Annotated in this window: 22 protein-coding genes and 1 pseudogene; 14 read left to right on the top strand and 9 right to left on the bottom strand. The window is 66.8% G+C overall.

The window, feature by feature from the left end; translation table 11 throughout:
* Positions 1-121: 121 nt before the first annotated feature.
* The 9 genes from HQQ78_RS14865 to HQQ78_RS14825 all read left to right on the top strand — a co-directional run bounded on the left by HQQ78_RS14865 (position 122) and on the right by HQQ78_RS14825 (position 5,872).
* Positions 122-328, top strand: a complete 207-nt coding sequence (locus tag HQQ78_RS14865) for a hypothetical protein (RefSeq protein WP_173154481.1) — start codon at positions 122-124, stop codon at positions 326-328.
* A gap of 109 nt (positions 329-437) precedes the next feature.
* Positions 438-710 (top strand): hypothetical protein, encoded by a 273-nt coding sequence (locus HQQ78_RS14860; protein WP_173154478.1) that lies wholly within the window; start codon positions 438-440, stop codon positions 708-710.
* A 237-nt stretch (positions 711-947) separates the two neighbouring features.
* Positions 948-1,595 carry a LysE family translocator gene (locus tag HQQ78_RS14855; RefSeq protein WP_173154475.1) on the top strand — a complete coding sequence of 216 codons (648 nt, stop codon included), beginning with the start codon at positions 948-950 and terminating at the stop codon, positions 1,593-1,595.
* 207 nt (positions 1,596-1,802) lie between these two features.
* Entirely contained in the window at positions 1,803-2,273 is a 471-nt protein-coding gene (locus HQQ78_RS14850; RefSeq protein WP_173154472.1) for a universal stress protein, read from the top strand.
* Positions 2,270-3,010, top strand: coding sequence for a 2,3-bisphosphoglycerate-dependent phosphoglycerate mutase (locus HQQ78_RS14845; RefSeq protein WP_173154469.1), 741 nt, complete (start codon positions 2,270-2,272; stop codon positions 3,008-3,010). The genes HQQ78_RS14850 and HQQ78_RS14845 overlap by 4 nt, the downstream gene beginning before the upstream one ends.
* A gap of 1 nt (position 3,011) precedes the next feature.
* Positions 3,012-4,364, top strand: a complete 1,353-nt coding sequence (eno, locus tag HQQ78_RS14840) for a phosphopyruvate hydratase (protein WP_173154466.1) — start codon at positions 3,012-3,014, stop codon at positions 4,362-4,364.
* Positions 4,361-4,897, top strand: coding sequence for a CrcB family protein (locus tag HQQ78_RS14835; protein WP_082452596.1), 537 nt, complete (start codon positions 4,361-4,363; stop codon positions 4,895-4,897). Before eno ends, HQQ78_RS14835 begins: the two co-directional genes overlap by 4 nt.
* A complete protein-coding gene (locus tag HQQ78_RS14830) occupies positions 4,894-5,271 on the top strand; it encodes a CrcB family protein (protein ID WP_307785063.1) in 378 nt (125 codons plus the stop codon). Before HQQ78_RS14835 ends, HQQ78_RS14830 begins: the two co-directional genes overlap by 4 nt.
* Positions 5,272-5,428: 157 nt before the next feature.
* On the top strand, positions 5,429-5,872 hold the full coding sequence (locus HQQ78_RS14825) for a hypothetical protein (protein WP_056228989.1): 444 nt from the start codon (positions 5,429-5,431) through the stop codon (positions 5,870-5,872).
* Positions 5,873-5,904: 32 nt separating this feature from the next.
* Here HQQ78_RS14825 and HQQ78_RS14820 read toward each other — a convergent pair whose 3' ends face one another.
* The gene (locus tag HQQ78_RS14820) at positions 5,905-7,053 is read right to left on the bottom strand and encodes a TDT family transporter (RefSeq protein ID WP_123570949.1); all 1,149 of its coding nucleotides are present in this window, start codon (positions 7,051-7,053) and stop codon (positions 5,905-5,907) included.
* A 42-nt stretch (positions 7,054-7,095) separates the two neighbouring features.
* Here HQQ78_RS14820 and HQQ78_RS16525 point away from each other — a divergent pair.
* Both HQQ78_RS16525 and HQQ78_RS16075 read left to right on the top strand, forming a co-directional pair.
* A pseudogene (locus HQQ78_RS16525) lies at positions 7,096-7,308 on the top strand (LysR family transcriptional regulator); the annotation flags it as partial.
* 84 nt (positions 7,309-7,392) lie between these two features.
* Positions 7,393-8,031, top strand: a complete 639-nt coding sequence (locus HQQ78_RS16075) for a LysR substrate-binding domain-containing protein (protein ID WP_254065136.1) — start codon at positions 7,393-7,395, stop codon at positions 8,029-8,031.
* Here the strand turns inward: HQQ78_RS16075 and HQQ78_RS14810 are convergent, their stop codons facing one another.
* Together HQQ78_RS14810 and HQQ78_RS14805 are read right to left on the bottom strand one after the other, a co-directional pair.
* On the bottom strand, positions 8,032-8,577 hold the full coding sequence (locus HQQ78_RS14810) for a uracil-DNA glycosylase family protein (protein WP_173154464.1): 546 nt from the start codon (positions 8,575-8,577) through the stop codon (positions 8,032-8,034). It lies immediately after the preceding gene.
* Positions 8,578-8,757: 180 nt separating this feature from the next.
* Positions 8,758-9,366, bottom strand: a complete 609-nt coding sequence (locus HQQ78_RS14805; RefSeq protein ID WP_173154461.1) for a DUF6226 family protein — start codon at positions 9,364-9,366, stop codon at positions 8,758-8,760.
* Positions 9,367-9,597: 231 nt separating this feature from the next.
* On the opposite strand from HQQ78_RS14805, the gene HQQ78_RS14800 reads away from it, so the two are divergent.
* Positions 9,598-10,038, top strand: coding sequence for a hypothetical protein (locus tag HQQ78_RS14800; RefSeq protein WP_173154457.1), 441 nt, complete (start codon positions 9,598-9,600; stop codon positions 10,036-10,038).
* 22 nt (positions 10,039-10,060) lie between these two features.
* Here HQQ78_RS14800 and HQQ78_RS14795 read toward each other — a convergent pair whose 3' ends face one another.
* The 3 genes from HQQ78_RS14795 to HQQ78_RS14785 all read right to left on the bottom strand — a co-directional run bounded on the left by HQQ78_RS14795 (position 10,061) and on the right by HQQ78_RS14785 (position 11,721).
* Positions 10,061-10,963 carry a hypothetical protein gene (locus tag HQQ78_RS14795; protein ID WP_173154454.1) on the bottom strand — a complete coding sequence of 301 codons (903 nt, stop codon included), beginning with the start codon at positions 10,961-10,963 and terminating at the stop codon, positions 10,061-10,063.
* Positions 10,964-11,038: 75 nt separating this feature from the next.
* Positions 11,039-11,281, bottom strand: coding sequence for a hypothetical protein (locus HQQ78_RS14790; protein WP_173154451.1), 243 nt, complete (start codon positions 11,279-11,281; stop codon positions 11,039-11,041).
* 59 nt (positions 11,282-11,340) lie between these two features.
* Entirely contained in the window at positions 11,341-11,721 is a 381-nt protein-coding gene (locus HQQ78_RS14785) for a hypothetical protein (RefSeq protein WP_173154448.1), read from the bottom strand.
* A 205-nt stretch (positions 11,722-11,926) separates the two neighbouring features.
* Between HQQ78_RS14785 and HQQ78_RS14780 the strand changes: the two genes are divergently transcribed.
* Both HQQ78_RS14780 and HQQ78_RS14775 read left to right on the top strand, forming a co-directional pair.
* Positions 11,927-12,271, top strand: a complete 345-nt coding sequence (locus HQQ78_RS14780) for a hypothetical protein (RefSeq protein WP_173154445.1) — start codon at positions 11,927-11,929, stop codon at positions 12,269-12,271.
* Between the two features lie 152 nt (positions 12,272-12,423).
* Positions 12,424-12,765 carry a hypothetical protein gene (locus tag HQQ78_RS14775; protein WP_173154442.1) on the top strand — a complete coding sequence of 114 codons (342 nt, stop codon included), beginning with the start codon at positions 12,424-12,426 and terminating at the stop codon, positions 12,763-12,765.
* Positions 12,766-12,829: 64 nt separating this feature from the next.
* Here the strand turns inward: HQQ78_RS14775 and HQQ78_RS14770 are convergent, their stop codons facing one another.
* From HQQ78_RS14770 to HQQ78_RS14760, 3 genes are all read right to left on the bottom strand, one after another.
* Positions 12,830-13,330, bottom strand: a complete 501-nt coding sequence (locus tag HQQ78_RS14770; protein ID WP_173154439.1) for a GNAT family N-acetyltransferase — start codon at positions 13,328-13,330, stop codon at positions 12,830-12,832.
* Between the two features lie 117 nt (positions 13,331-13,447).
* Positions 13,448-13,825 carry a hypothetical protein gene (locus HQQ78_RS14765; protein WP_173154436.1) on the bottom strand — a complete coding sequence of 126 codons (378 nt, stop codon included), beginning with the start codon at positions 13,823-13,825 and terminating at the stop codon, positions 13,448-13,450.
* Positions 13,822-14,391: a recombinase family protein gene (locus HQQ78_RS14760; protein ID WP_173154433.1), complete on the bottom strand. Its 570-nt coding sequence runs from the start codon at positions 14,389-14,391 to the stop codon at positions 13,822-13,824. The genes HQQ78_RS14765 and HQQ78_RS14760 overlap by 4 nt, the downstream gene beginning before the upstream one ends.
* Positions 14,392-15,173: the final 782 nt, after the last annotated feature.

Raw genomic sequence — 15,173 nt, 5'->3', positions numbered from 1 at the left:
CATCGGCTCGCCCACGAGGCCGCTCCCACCCACCACTCTCGTGGCGCCCGGGCGCCATCGAGATCCGAGAGGCGACCACGATGATCGAGCAACCCCTGCCGCCGGCCGCCTCCCCCGCGCCATGCCCATGATCTTGCTCGACCCGATCGCCGAGGGCACCTGGCGCGTCCTCGACTACCGGAACGGCAAGACCGGGATCGACGTCCTCGTCGGCTTCGTGCAGAGGGTGACGGACGCCTACGCGGTGACCGATCTCTCGCAGCCCGACGAACAGCGCCTCTGTCATACCCTCGTCGAAGTCCAGGAGCTGTTCGGGGCGGAGGGGTGAGGAGTAACGCTGCGACGATCCTGGAAGAACGAAGGCCGCTTGAGTCACCTCCCCCTCGCAGCCCTCGAATATGCTCGCGCGTGTGAGCAGGAGGATTCGACCCGGTCGCATGCCCAGGAGAAGCACGGAAGCGAACCTGGAGCCTCGCGACGCATCGACCCGTTTCCGGGAGATGCCCGTCATCGAGCTACTCGAGGCGCTGGAGTGGGTGCAGTCCATTCGCGACGACTACATCGCCGGCCAGGACCGCCGACGGGACCAGCTCGTCAATGACATCAACACCGTGGGTTTCGACACGCTGCGGGAGCGAGAAGACGACCTCCGAGCTGCCGGGTTGACGCACCGCGCCGACCGTTGGCTGCACTGCGAGAACTACCTGTAGCCCCTCAGCTGGCGGGTGGTCCAGATGACGATCGGCCCGCGGTCATGATCGGGGAGTTCAGCTGGTGGGCTGCCGAAGGCAGTCTTCCCGCGCGCTCCAGCAGAGTTCAGGAACGCGCATCGACCGCCTGATGATCACCGGGGGGCCTTGGTTCACCTGAGGCCAGGGCGTGCGCCAAGCTGGGAGCACGACGGGTGCCGATGAAGACGCCTCCACCCCCTCGAGAAAGACACCGGCATGATCTCGCTGACCGCCGCCTCCGCCATGGCCCTCGTCGCGCTGGGCATGGTGCTCACCCCCGGGCCGAACATGATGTACCTCGTCTCGCGCAGCATCAGCCAGGGCCGTCGCGCGGGCCTGGTGTCGCTGGCCGGCACCGCGATCGGCTTCGTCGTCTACATGACGATGGCCAACGTCGGCCTCGCCGCGGTGTTCCTCGTCGTGCCCTGGCTCTACACGGCCCTGAAGGTCGCCGGCGCCGCCTATCTGCTCTGGCTGGCCTACAAGACGCTGCGACCCGGAGGCGTCTCCGTCTTCGACACTCGTGATCTGCCCCGCGACTCCACGGCCAAGCTCTTCCGCATGGGGCTCGTGACGAACCTGCTGAACCCGAAGGCGGCGATCATGTACCTCGCCCTCATCCCCCAGTTCGTCGACCAGAACGCCGGCGGCGTCGTCGCCCAGGGCTTTCAGCTCGGAACCGTCCAGATCGCCGTCAGCCTCACCGTCAACGCCGGCATCATCGTCGCCGCCGGGTCCATCGCGGTCTTCCTCCGCTGCAAGCCGAGCTGGATGCGCTGGCAGCGGTGGGCCACCGGAACCCTCTTGGGCGCCGTGGGCGTCACACTCGCCCTCGACGCACCCGCGCCGGCGGTGGCCGGATAGCGATCCCCTATCGGGACAGGCCACCACACCCTTTTCTTGGTCGAAAAGAATGTTGTATCAGCAGGTGCAGCTTGGTCGGATCAGTGCTTGACTGAGCCTGGCGGAGACGCCACGGCGGTGGGGCTCGCCGTCACCAACCTCGACTCAGGTCGACAACAGTCCCTATCTCATCCACTGGCGTGCCCAGGAACCGAGATAGGAGACCAGATGACCACCGACACCATCGTCGTCGGAGCTCATACCCGGACGGCCGACACCGTTCTCTCGAACGCCGCCCGGTTCGCGGCCCGGCTGTCGGCACAACTCGTCGTCGTGCAGGTCGACGACTCCCGCGTCCCCGCTGACCCCGACGACGCCAGCGGCCGAGGGGCGACCGTTCCCCTCGACCCAGACGAGTACGACGACGTCGCCGCCGCCAGATCTGCCCTCGAGGCGACGGCAGCCCGGCTCCGCACCGACGCGCAGATCACGGTCGACGTCCGTGTCCTCGCCGGTGACCCCGCGAAGGCGTTGGCCCGCGTCGCCGCCGACACGCACGCCGTGATGATCGTCGTCGGATCCTCGAACGGTCTCGCCGCGGGCCTGAAGGCTGCACTGCACGGGTCCACGGCATCGTTCCTCATGCACCATCAACCCGTGCCGGTGCTCGTGGTGCCGGTCTCGAAGGCCCGGCCGTGACGACCCGGATCGCCCTCGTGCGACACGGCCAGAGCCAGGCCAATGCCGACGGGCTGTTCACAGGCATCACCGACTCACCCCTCACGACCGGAGGCCGTGAAGAAGCCCGCCGTGCTGCACACCTGCTCGACGAGACGGGTTTCCGCCCGGCATCGATCCTGTGCTCACCGCTGGCCCGTGCGACCGAGACTGCCCGCATCATGGTGTCCGAGAACCAGTGGACCGTGCCCGCCACCGTCGACGTGCGACTCCGGGAACGCGACTACGGCGACCTGACCGGACGGACGAAGGCGGATGTTCGCCGCTCAGCCGGCGAGGAGGACTTCACCCTGTGGCGGCGCTCACTGGACATCCCGCCCCCGCCGTCCTCCGACGCGCAGTTCGCGAAGCTGTGGGCTCAGGACGCCCTTCGTCAGGTGGATCCCTCGAACCGCACCCGGGCCGAGAGCCTGCTCGACGTCATCGTCCGGGTCCGCCCCGTCGCCGAGGCGGTCAAGGCCGGTGCCCCCGGCGGCACCGTGCTCGTGGTGGGCCACGGCAACAGCCTCCGCGCACTCTGCCTGTTGCTCGACGCGCTCACCCCACTCGAGGTCGCCGCACTCAACATCCCGACCGGCCACCCCCTGATCTACGACCTCGCCTCCGACGGGCATCCGCTGACGCGGGGCGGCACGTATCTCGACCCGGCCGCAGCGGCCCTCGCCGCCGCGGTCATCACCCACGAAGGAGGAACCTGACATGAACGACTACATCAGCAACCGCACCGTCCACACCCATGACGTCGGCACCTACGTCACCCACGGCGGTGCACACCCCGTCCAGATCGTGTCCGCCCTCGGGCGGTCGATCTTGGACTCACGCGGATTCCCCACCGTGCAAGTCGACCTCGAACTCGCCGACGGCACCCTCGTCTCGGGCGCCGCCCCCGCAGGAGCCTCGACCGGTGCCCACGAGGCCGTGGAACTCCGAGACGGAGGTGCAGCGTTCGGTGGCAAAGGCGTCCGGAAAGCGGCAGAGATGGTCACCACCGAGATCAGCGACCTCTTGACCTCACGCCCCTGGGCCGGGATCAGCGAGATCGACCGTGCCCTCGCCGACCTCGACGGCACCCCGAACTGGTCGCGGCTCGGCGCCAACGCCGTCGTCGCCACGTCGATCGCGGCGTCCCGAGCGCTGGCCCGCGAAGCCGGCCTGCCACTGCACCGGTGGATCGCCCTGCTGTCGGGGGCGAACGAATCGCTCCCCGTCCCGCACTTCAACGTCCTGAACGGAGGCGCCCATGCAGCCAACGACCTCGATTTCCAGGAGTTCATGATCGCTCCCGTCGGGGCGACCAGTGAGGAGGAAGCGGTGCAGACCGGCGCAGAGGTCTACCACGCCCTGAAAGCGCTCGTACAGACCCGCTACGGCACCGCGGGCCTCGGCGACGAGGGCGGCTTCGCCCCGGCGATCAGCAGCCCCGAGGACGCCCTCGACCTCATCGTCCAGGCGATCACCGACGCCGGCCACCGGGCGGCGCTCGACGACGTCGCGATCGCCCTCGACCCTGCCGCGAACGGGTTCGGCGACGGAGACGGCCGGTATCGGGTCGCCGGGCAGGACCTCGACCGTGCGGCCCTCGCGGACCGGTACGGTGCACTGCTCGACGCGTACCCGATCAGGAGCATCGAGGACGCGTTCCACGAGGACGATCACGACGGGTGGGCGCTGATGGCGTCGAGGTTCGGCGGCCGCGTGCAGCTCGTCGGCGACGACCTCTACGTGACCGACCCCGAAAGGATCGCCGAAGGTGCCGAGAAGGGCTGGTCGGACGCCGTCCTCATCAAGCCGAACCAGATCGGCTCCGTCAGCCAGACCCTCGACGCGATCGCCACAGCTCGGTCGCACGGCATGGCCTGCATGGTGTCGCACCGCTCCGGGGAGACCACCGACACGTTCATCGCCGACCTCGTCGTCGGCACCGGGGTCGGCCAGATCAAATCCGGTGCCCCCGCACGCGGGGAGCGGGTCTGCAAGTACAACCGCCTCACCGACATCGAAGCCGATCAGCCCGGACTCCCCTACGGCCTCAGCACGAAGGACGATGCATGACCACCCCCTCACCCGACTCACCGTTTCCGCCGCTGCCCTCGAGGAGAGGCGACGAGTTCGACGGGCTGGGCCAGAACCCGGACCTCGATGTCGACGACTCCACGGGCACCGAAAGGCCCGTGCACCTGCGGTGGCGGTTCATCGGATTCGTCACCCTCGGCGGCACGATCGGCACGGGATTGCGCGAAGCCCTGGCGTTGAGCTTCCCCGCGGCCCCGGGCAGCATCCCCGTCACGATCCTGCTGATCAATGTCGTCGGTGCGTTCGCGCTCGGGCTGCTCCTTGAGTCGCTGGTGCGACGAGGGTCGGACGCGGGTCGCCGACGCGACCTGCGCCTCCTCGTCGGAACAGGCGTTCTCGGCGGGTTCACCACCTACAGCGCCCTCGCGGTCGACACCGCGACCCTGCTCGGTGACGCGCTGCCAATCTCGATCGCCTACGGTGTGGGATCGGTCGTGCTCGGCGCCGTGGGTTCCTGGGCCGGCATCACCGGCGGTGCCGCCCTCCATCGCCGTTCTGAGGCGGCGTCGTGATCGCCCCGTGGCTCTTCGTCGCGATCGCGGTCGCCGGTGGCGTGGGTGCGGCCCTGCGCCTCGTCGTCGACGGCGTCGTCCGCAGCACGTGGTCGGCCCCCATCCCGCTGGCGACCCTGGTCATCAACGTCAGCGGGTCGTTCGTGCTCGGCTTGCTCACCGGTCTCGCCGACCACGCGGGGATGCCCCGAGAGTGGCTGCTCGTCGCGGGCGGCGGGCTCATGGGCGGCTACACCACGTTCAGCACCGCAAGCGTCGAGACCGTGCGCCTCGTAGCCGAGAAGAAATGGGTCGCGGGAATCGCCAACGGCGCGGGCATGCTGCTGCTCGCCGTCGCTGCCGGGCTCGTCGGCCTCACCATCGGCACGTCATGACACCCTTCTGCTGACGAGTCGCGAATGCTCGTGGGGGCTGCCGTCGGGGCATGCTCGTGGTTGCATCAGGTTCGCGGCCGCTTCGTGCAGCCGCACCAGTCGGCGGCCGCCGACTCCCCTTTCCGTTTCGACATACAAGTGCGCAGGAGAAAGCATCATGAGCAACACCGTCATCCATGACTTGGTTTCCGAGATGCTGGGTCGGCTTCCGTCCGGTGGAGGCATCGTGGCTGTGGATGGCGATGCTGGCGAGCAACTCTCGGACATGGGCAGTCAGTTGGCTCGGGAGATCAGCGCGAGAGGCCTCACGTCGTCGGTCCGATCATTCACGGGCGCAGACTTCGAGTCTTCACCCGCCGGCACGGACGTGCTGTTGGTCGTCGGCGAAGGCGCGTTGCAGCCTGGCGTCCGGACGCGGTGGAACTGGACTCTGTGGGTGGAGGCCTCCGGGGTGCGTGATCCGGCGAGCAACGACCGCAGTGCGGTGGCGTTCGAGAGCTACCGGTCGCGTGACGAGCCCAAGGGCGCCGCCTCGGCCATCGTCGACGTCAGTGACCCCGAGGCCTATCGCCGTGACTGGAACGACGCCTGTTCGATCTGAGTCGCTCCCCCACGCACCCTCGTCGTCCGTGGTCAGGGCAGGGGACGGGGAGGCGCGAGGAGCGTTCCGCGGATGACGCTGCCGTGGAAGGTGCGCGCGGCGACCGTGATCCAGGCCCCGACGAGCCCGATGTAGAACACGACCGCCAGTACCTGCAGCGTGACGAGTCCCGTGTGCAGGGCCAGACCGTTCAGGCCTGTCACGCAGGTGCCGACGGGGAAGGTGAACGACCACCAGGTGAGTGAGAACGGGAGCCCCTGGCGGATGGTGTGGAGGGTGATGGCCGATGCCAGTGCCGCCCACATCAGGGCGAATCCCAGGGTGGGCACACCGTAGACGAGCCCGAAGACGAACAGGGCGTGCGAGGTTTCCTGGTCGACGGCGAGGTGGGCGTTGCCACCGAGAAGGTTGGCCGCGGTGATCGACTGCCCCAGGGGGCCGAGGACGATCCAGAGGGTCGGGACCATGCCGGCCGGGCCGATCTTGTGCTGGGCCAGGCGTGACCAGATCAGCGTGATGATCACGATCGACGCCAGCAACGACAAGCCGAACATCGCGTAGCACCCCCAGAGCATGTTCTGCCTTGCCTGCCCCGCGGGCAGGAAGGGCAGCAGCAGCGCACCGGTCGAGGCAGACACCATCGGGGGAACCACGGGCATGAGCCAGCCGCCGAACGCACTGTCGGGGGCCGTGTCGTGCCGGGTGAACGTCAGGTACGGGACCGCGATCGCGCTGACGAGGCCGAGCACCGTACCGATGGTCCACAACACCCAGTCGATGCCGACCGCCAGGGGCGTACCGAGGACGTCTTTCCCCAAGAGCAGGGTTCCCGCGCCGACGGTCAGCAGCGCCATGGGCGGTGCCCCGTAGAAGTGCGCCATCACCGGATTGAGTCGATGCCCCCGCGCGGTGGCCCGGTAACGCACCCAGTGCAGGACGGTCGCCGTGCTGAGAGCGACCAACAACACGCTGGCCAGTGCCCAGACGATGGTCGCGGCGGGGCGCAGCCCCGGGAACTGCAACGGCAGGGTCGCCGCGGCGTTGGCGACGATGCCCGTCCCCATGATCGACGCGAACCAGTTCGGGGTCAGGTTCGACACGATCTGCCCGCGGTGCTCGAGCTGGCGGAACAGACCGCGTGTGCGGGGTGGGGCGACATCCGGTGTGATCGTGGCAGGCATGCCTCGATCTTCGTACGTGCGTCCGGCTGCCGATACGGGCGGATGCTTGTGGTGTCACAATCGACTCTTGTGACCGGACTCCCTGTTGACCTCGAGACGCTCCGACTGCTGGAGGCGATCTCGAGATCGGGCAGTCTTGGCCGTGCCGCGACATCGGTGGGCATCAGCCAGCAGGCGGCATCGTCTCGCATCACGAGCGCCGAGCGGCGGCTGGGTCGCACGTTGCTCGTCCGCTCTCGGGCCGGCTCGGCGCTCACCGAGCACGGACTCCTGGTGTGCGAGTGGGGCCGACCCCTGCTCGAGGCGGCGACCACCTTCGAACGATCGCTGCACACCCTGATGACCGGCGCCTCCGACGCTCTCCTCGTCGCGGCGAGTCAGACGGTGTCAGAGGCGCTGATGCCCCGCTGGATGACAGCGGCAGCGGATCGTGTCCGGGTGCGCCTGGAATCGGGCAACAGCGACTGGGTCGTCGACGAGGTCCGTTCGGGGCGCGCGCACCTCGGGTTCACCGAGACCCCCGATGAGGCCGACGGGCTCGCCACGACCGTCCTGGGTGTCGACGAACTGCTCGTCGTCGTCTCGCCCGGGCACGCATGGGCATCGAGGTCCGAGCCCGTGACGGCAGCGCATCTCGCATCCACACCGCTCGTGTCTCGGGAGTCGGGCTCGGGCACCCGCCGGACCCTCGAGCTCGCCCTGGGGATCGACCCTGCCCTGATGGCAGAACCCGCTGCGCAGTTGTCGTCGACGGGCGCCATCCGGGCGGCCATCGCCGGCGGTGTGGGCCCGGGAGTCATCAGCTCGTTGCTGGTCGAGGACGACCTCCGCGCCGGGCGCCTCGTCACCGTCCCGGCAGCCGTCGACCTGAGGCGACCGTTTCGCGCCGTGTGGTCGGCAAGTCCGAGCGCCGGGGCACGGGATCTCCTCGCCGTGATAGCCACGTTGCAGCACAGCCCCCACTCCTCGGCGAGATGATCAGAGAAGCGATGCGTGCCGTAGGGCCGTGACGGCCCGCAGGTGCTTCTCGCCGGCACGGGTGGCGTTCGCCGGCGACAGATGGGGTGCCGCGAGCACGGGAAGGACCCTCGCACGCGGTTCCAGGGTGAAGTACCTCATCACGCCCGTCAGGGCCGGAGTGCCGAAGGTCACGATCGCTCGCAGCTGCGGCAGAGAACCGAGCAGCTGAGCGAGGGCAGGGCGTGCGTCTTCGAGATCGGTGACGGTCGGCGCCCGACCAAGGGCCCACGGGACGATGTTCCATCGCAGGTAGACGCTCCTGCCCAGACCCGACTCGATCCGTGCTCGCCTGAACGCTGACGCCGTCGGCCCCGGGTTGTCCTCACTGCTGATCGCGTCCTCGCCCTGCCTGATCGTGGCAGGACCGGGTGATTCCATCAGCACGAGAACTTTCGCCGCTGCTCCTCCACCTGATGGGTCGAAGCCCGGCACGAAGCGCGCACCTCCTGGTCCGAAGCTCCGCCATTCCGATACGAGCCGATCGAGGCCGCTGGGCTGCTGCATCCCTCGACGGTACGACCGTGAGCACCGTTTCCGCCCACGTTCACCGACGATGCGGAACGACCACGACGGCCTCCACTCCGAGTGCGCTCGCACCACAGCAAGTGACTCAGTGGGCGATCCCCTATCGGAACGGAGCACCTCGCGTTAAGTTGCGTGGTCTTGATCAGCGTGGCGCAGGACCTACGGGCGTGGGGTCCACCCGGACCAACGACCTTCGGACAACTCAGTCAGACGCTCAGCCCAGAGGCGTCGCTCACGCCTGCGAACGCCCTTGAGTGGCATGACGCCTGACCAGTCCCTGCTCGAGCTAGTCAAAGACCACCGAGCTTGTCCAGACCGCCCCGGCTTAAGGCCTTCAGCCACGCCACCGCGGGCCAGCTGCAGGAACACTTCCTCCAAGGCGTCGGCGACCTCCTGCCAGGTCTCATCGCACAAGTCACAACCGCAGAACCACATGTCGAACTGGCTGAAGAGCCCTACGAAAACAGAGATGACTCCTGGCGCCGCGCCGAATACCAGCCACACCGTGACCTCGCCGGAGCGACGCGACGAGATGCGAACAATGCGTGACACGTCGTGGCCGAGCCCCCGGGCGTGTGTGGGCGGCAGCACGATCGGAGCATCGATGACGACGTCGTACTCCCGATCGACATACTCGATGAGAGCCTGCGCAACAGCGCCAACGGGGCGGAACCGCTCCCCAGAATCCCAGGTCGGCTGGTCGCCCATGTTGTGGGAACGCTCCCCTTCGCGGACGCCTGCGAAGACAGGACGGGCGTACTCGTTCACGTCGGAAGAATAGCCCGCGAGAGCCCACCGTCCAGGCCGATGATCCAACGCCCCCCAATGGCCCCTAATCGAGGAAGCGTCCCCAGGACTGACCGTCCTCACGACGGCACAAACCACGTCCCTCTTGGCGATCCCCTATCGGACACGCTCTGGAGTCGAGTCATCGAGGATGCGAGGCAAATTCGAGGGCGCTAACGCGGCCGGTGGCCACGCCAGCGCTAGGGTCAGGGCATGAACGAGGCCGACCGCGAATTGCTCCGCCGGGCTGAGGCGGAGGTGGCAGCGCTCCCCCACCGTGACTCCCTCGCTGACTCGTCGGCCTGGTCGGAAGGCGGCCCCGCCGCCGAGTCCGAGCCGACCGGTCGGGCTCGATTGCTCGCCCCGCTGACCCTCATCGTCTGCTTCGTCACGGCCTGCGCCGAGGGTTCGTGGCTCTGGTTCTCCGCCGCAGAGTGGACCTCAATAGTCTGGTTCGCCGTGCCATTCCTGCTGGTCGCCTCGATTGTTCTCGCGCATCGCCGGCGCGCTAGGCGGCCGCACTGGCCGATGGGCCGGCGTCTGTGGTGGCATCGCGATCGTGCCGCCCGTGTGTTTCGTGGTGTCGCTTCCCCTGGCGCTTTTCACGTAGGCCGCTGCGGCTTGCGCCGCGGCCGCTCGGCGGCCTCCCGGTAGCCGATCGTCTATCGGGACACCTTCATCCTGCCGGTCCGAGCTCGGCGCACCTGACCGAGTGTTCTGCTGCCAACATAAAGCCGCCGACGGGTACCGGCCCTTCGGACCTTCTCCAGTCCCATGCAGAAGCGCCGGCCGCTCGACGGGATGCGACCACAGCCCGGTCACGGTCCGCGAGCAGCTCACGCCCCTCTGGCGAGCGAGGTGGCATCAGTTCCGCGAGGCGGTACAGAGCACGTTCATGCTCGACCTCTACGCCCGCCCGCGCCGCGGCAACCCTGGCAGTCGCTCCCCCCGACACCGCGAGGCGGCGTCGGTGACCCCGTGACCACATTGCCAATGCCGATCCCGCAAGCACGAGGAGCATCAACGACCACGTGCCGAGCCACGGTGCGATGTGCTCGTTGACTGCCGTGCCTTCATCGAACACACCGATGACCGCAGACGGCATCGACAGCGCCGCCGCCCCTCCGAGCAGGTATGGCGGCCGCGACCGATCTGCCGCCATGACCCCGATGAAAGCGCCGAGCAGCGCCACCCCAGCCCACGCAGCGGCCCAGATGTCGAGAGGATGCGGGATGGGGGCCGTAATGTTCGAGAACGGGACAGCCCGCGGCTGATACCTGCCACCACTCAGGTTTTCGAAGACCAAGAACGTTGCGAGGAGAGAGACGGCACCGGGAATACCTCGCACATTCAGCCAGCGGACCGAGCGAACGTCTCTGACTTTGTCCGCATCCCCTGGTTGGAGCCGCTGCTTAATGATCCTCGACGTCGTGGTCCCGTACTCGTCGATGACTCCAACAACACGCTGGGACAGATCCGGGTGCTCCGAGAGGACGCTCCGTTCGGCAGCCGCCGCCATCTCGTCCCTGCTACGGAATTTCGATCTCCGCAGCGGGGGCGATTCCTCGGGGACCGTCATGCGTCCATCATCCAGCACACACGCTCGCGAGATGGGACCACGTTCAAGCCATCGAGTAGGCCGGCAGGCGATCCCCTACCGGGACACTTTCCTTCTGTCGGCCCGCGCCGGAATGTAAAGGATCAGATCGACCAACAGCAGTATCAGGCCGATAAGAGCCACTGGTAGGCCAGCGAGTAAGAGGATTCCGGCACCAATGTTCGCTCCCCCGTTGGGATCAGATAGCCAGTTGAAAACCAGGCCGCCGCCGCTGAGTAGCGCAGCCAAGGCGAGGACGATGCCACCGACTAAGAAGTAAGAACGGCGCGAGTTGGTCATGCCTTCATAATGGCTGACGAAAGCTCGTGCCCGGCAACGGAACACCGCAAGACGATCCCTTATCGGACGCCGTCCATGAGCCCGTTCAAGCGATCAACGAGCTGTGCCATTCGGGGCGGTCCAAGTCGAAGGACGAGCGACTCGGAGAACCAGCGCATCCAGACCGCCTCGACATCAGGGGTCGTGACGGCGCCGGCTTTGAGGAGAAGGCGAACCAGGTCGATTGCCTCCATCTCGTACTCATCCGAAGGAGCACCGTCCGGCGTACCAGGCTCGAGACCGTACGGGTCGACATCGCTGAGAACAGCCAAGACACCAGCGAAGGTCTTCCTGTACGTGACTGTTCCCGCTCTCATGCCCCAATGATGCCTTGGGCCGTCTCGACCGGTGACCGATCCCCTAACGGGCGCATAGCCAGAGGTGACCTTGAGTTGTGCCACGCTTGCCAGCGTGAGCGAAGTTGTGCCCTCAGAAATGGATGATGGGTTCTATAGCCCAAGACACCGGCGCCCTGACAGAACTTGCCACCGTTCGGGCCCCTGGACGCGCGCCTGGCATCTCATGGTCTACGCCGGGGCCGCTCTAGCAGCGCTGGTCGTCGCTCTACTTCTCGCCTCAGCCGTCCACGACTCGACTCAGGCGCATGTGGCAGGCACGTTCACCGAGGAGAGTTGCGAAGGCGATGGCCGGTACGGCTGCCAGAGCGTCGGCACGTGGACGAGCGACGACGGTCAGTTGACCTACCGCAGCGTCGGACTCGACGGGGCAGTGGGAACGGACGGCACCTCCCGTTCCTACGCGATACCCGATGCCATCCTCGGCGGCACCGACACCGTCCACGACAGCACCAGCAGCCCCCTCATCGGAGTCCTCGTCGCCACCATCTTGCTCGTCGTGCTCGCTCTCGGCGTCCTGCGTGCAGCCGAAAAGTGGGGCGACTTAGCGCGTCTGAGAAATTCGTGGAGACGCCGCAAAGCGTCCAGGCCCTGAAGTCTGACCGACGAAAAGACGAAAGCCACGTGGCCCGTGAGATTCCCGTGACCAAGAGTGGGCTTGCCCTATCGCCGATCGTCTAACGGGCACCTTCTTGTGAGGCTCTACGGGGCTGTCGGCGACATTGACGAGCCGTCTAGTCTCGGGTCATGAGCACCGCCGAGCCGCTGGCGCCGCCGCGAATCTCAGCCAGGGTCGACGCGGGAGCGATCATGGTCCTGATCGTCGGCTTCGCAGCGACCTTGGTCGTCATCGTCGTCGCAGTTCTCTGGCGCGACATCATGGGCGACGTCTTCCTGTGGGCTAGGCCAATTCTGGTAGGCGTGCAGTTGTCGCTGTGGCTCCTGGCGTGCGCACTTTCTGGGCGCCGCATGCTACGTGGCCACCGCGCACTTGTTCCGGCGCTCTGGCTGACTGGCGCTGCTGCTGTGGCCTTCCACGCGAGCATGTTCCTGCTCACAGCCAGCCTCCCCTGCCCGTCTCTCTGTTAGGGGCCTGAGCCGGAGGGACGATCCGTGGGACGGGCCCCTAGGGCCTCGACCGCTGACCGATCGTCTATCGGACGTTGAACCGAGCCCAGGAGTCGGCCGGCATCTCCGGGCGGCCAGGGACATCGCGCTGTTCGAAGCTGCACGTTGGGTCGATCTCACTCGCTACCTTGCGCCAGAACCTCGCTGCGACGTCGTTGCGTTCTTGGTAGGCAACGGCCCACCGCCCAGGGTGTGCCGCGGTCAGTTCTGTCACGGCGACTTGTCCGATGCGAGAACGCCGCGCGCCGTGCGCGACGAAAAAGCTGCTGATTATGTGCTCGTCAGCGTCGAGCCCGCGCAGGACCGCGAACCCGACCGGGTGCGATCCCGAGCGGAAGATGTGGGCCGACCAGCCCGGTTGCGAGAGGCCGGCGTCGAGTCGTTCCTGCCGGAAGCGGCCGCGCTCGTCAGGAAGTGTGCCGGTGAACGCGGACATCTCGTGGCGGAACATGGTCCAGAGCTGTTCGAGCTCGGGGCGGTGCCGCTCGTCAGCGGTGGAGATGGTGGGCGGCTTGAGAGTGGTCATACAAGAAAACCTCCACCGAGCCGGTAGAGGTTTTGTTGCTGTCAGTCTACCGCTCCGACCGGTTCGCCATCCCTTATCGGCCCTCTCAAGGCAGGAGTGTCGAGGATCGAGAGGCCATCACCAGAAAGACGCCGGGAACCGTTGCTGCAGGCTCCGGAGGATGCGAAAAGTGGACTCGTCATCCAAGCCCGTGACCGTCTGCCACAAGGAGCCGGCTCCGACGATGGCCGAGGCGAACACGATCTCAGTTGCCAAGAGGATGCGTCGCCAATCCTCCGGAGGCAGCGCAGCCTTCGCCTTCAGCGCAGCCGACAACCTCTCCTCCTCCTCGAAAAAACCAGCCGTGCTGGTGAACCCCATCGCGACGGCCATCGCATCCGTGAGATCAGCAGGGCCTCCCCATTGCCCGAGGCCTTGCCATAGCAACGTTCGCTCGTCATCGCTCAGCTCGAAGTGGACAGGCTCGGAGGCCGAGCCCTCATCAAACGCGTTCACGACTGCTCCCCCCGTTGAATCGCGCGGTAGACCGTCGAGCGGGCGACGCCGAATAGCTCCGCGATCTCGCTCGTCGTGTGGGCGCCTGTGCGATGCAGCTGCATCAGGTGCTTCTGCTGCGAGGAAGTCAGCTTCGGCTTACGGCCACGGAGCTTGCCAGCGGCCTTGGCGATCGCCATGCCCTCACGGGTGCGGGCTCGGATGAGGTCGGCCTCGAACTCGGCGACCATGCCGAGCACGTTGAAGAGCAGTCGGCCGACAGGGTCCGTGGGGTCGTAGACCGCTCCCCCGAGGTTTAGGGCCACGCCCTTCTTCGTCAGCTCGTCCGCGATGTCCGTCGCGTCGCGCAGTGAGCGGGCGAGGCGATCGAGCTTCGTGACGACCAGGACGTCGCCAGCACGGCACGCTGCCAGCGCCTCGCGGAGGCCAGGCCGAGCGCGAGTGGTGCCCGACAGCCCGTGGTCAACATGGATGTGATCATCATCAACACTTAGCGCCCTGAGACCGTCACGTTGTGCTGCGAGGTCCTGCCCCGAGGTCGAGACACGGGCGTATCCGATGAGCATCTGATGACTGTAGCGTTTAGCCCCCCCGTCACCGGGCTTTTTTGCGGGACAGGCATACGCGAATCCGCAGGTCAGGAGCTACTTGCCCTCAGACGGCCAAGAACGGCCCGCGAAGGTGTCCCGATGAACGACCGTCTATCGGACACTGAAATCGAAACGTAGAGACCCCGGTGCACATTCGAGGTGCGGGTATTCCGACGCATGTGGCGCATTGTCGCTCTGCCAGTCGCGGCCGTACCGCATAGTTGGGGACGTGCCGGCACCCGAGATCATCTCCCTAGACCCAGCGGCAAGAGCGTTTTACGGTCTTCTGGCGGCTGGGATGGTCGTTGTTTTCGGGGGCACGACCATCTTCATTTCTGGGCTTCCCGGGCAAATCGCGTTCGGTGTTCTGGCAGGCGCGTGCATCGTCTTACTTGTTCGCCTCCTGCGTTTATCCCTCACTCTTTCTGACGACGAAGCTGTCATCCGTGGCCTGTTCCGAACGACTCGCATCAATCGGGAGCACGTCAGGTTGTTGCGAGAGCACGCATATCTCGAGTGGACGGATGAGCTGGGCTTCGGACACTCCACACCCGTGCTGGCCCTCATGCTGAGCTTTTTGCAGCCAACGTCTCGTCGCCCTGCGGGCAGAGGGCACGAAGTCGCGCGACGCATCGACTCGTGGATTGACGGAACTGTAAAGCGGGCCTAGCCGAAGCTAGGCCCGACCTTTCCTGTCTAGCTACTTCTTCTTGCGATGCTGGATGACCAACACGGCGATGAAGACAATCGTGACGATG

It is taken from the genome of Frigoribacterium sp. VKM Ac-2859 (genome assembly GCF_013204925.1).
Taxonomy (GTDB): domain Bacteria; phylum Actinomycetota; class Actinomycetes; order Actinomycetales; family Microbacteriaceae; genus Frigoribacterium.
This window is presented reverse-complemented; position numbering and strand designations above follow the sequence as displayed.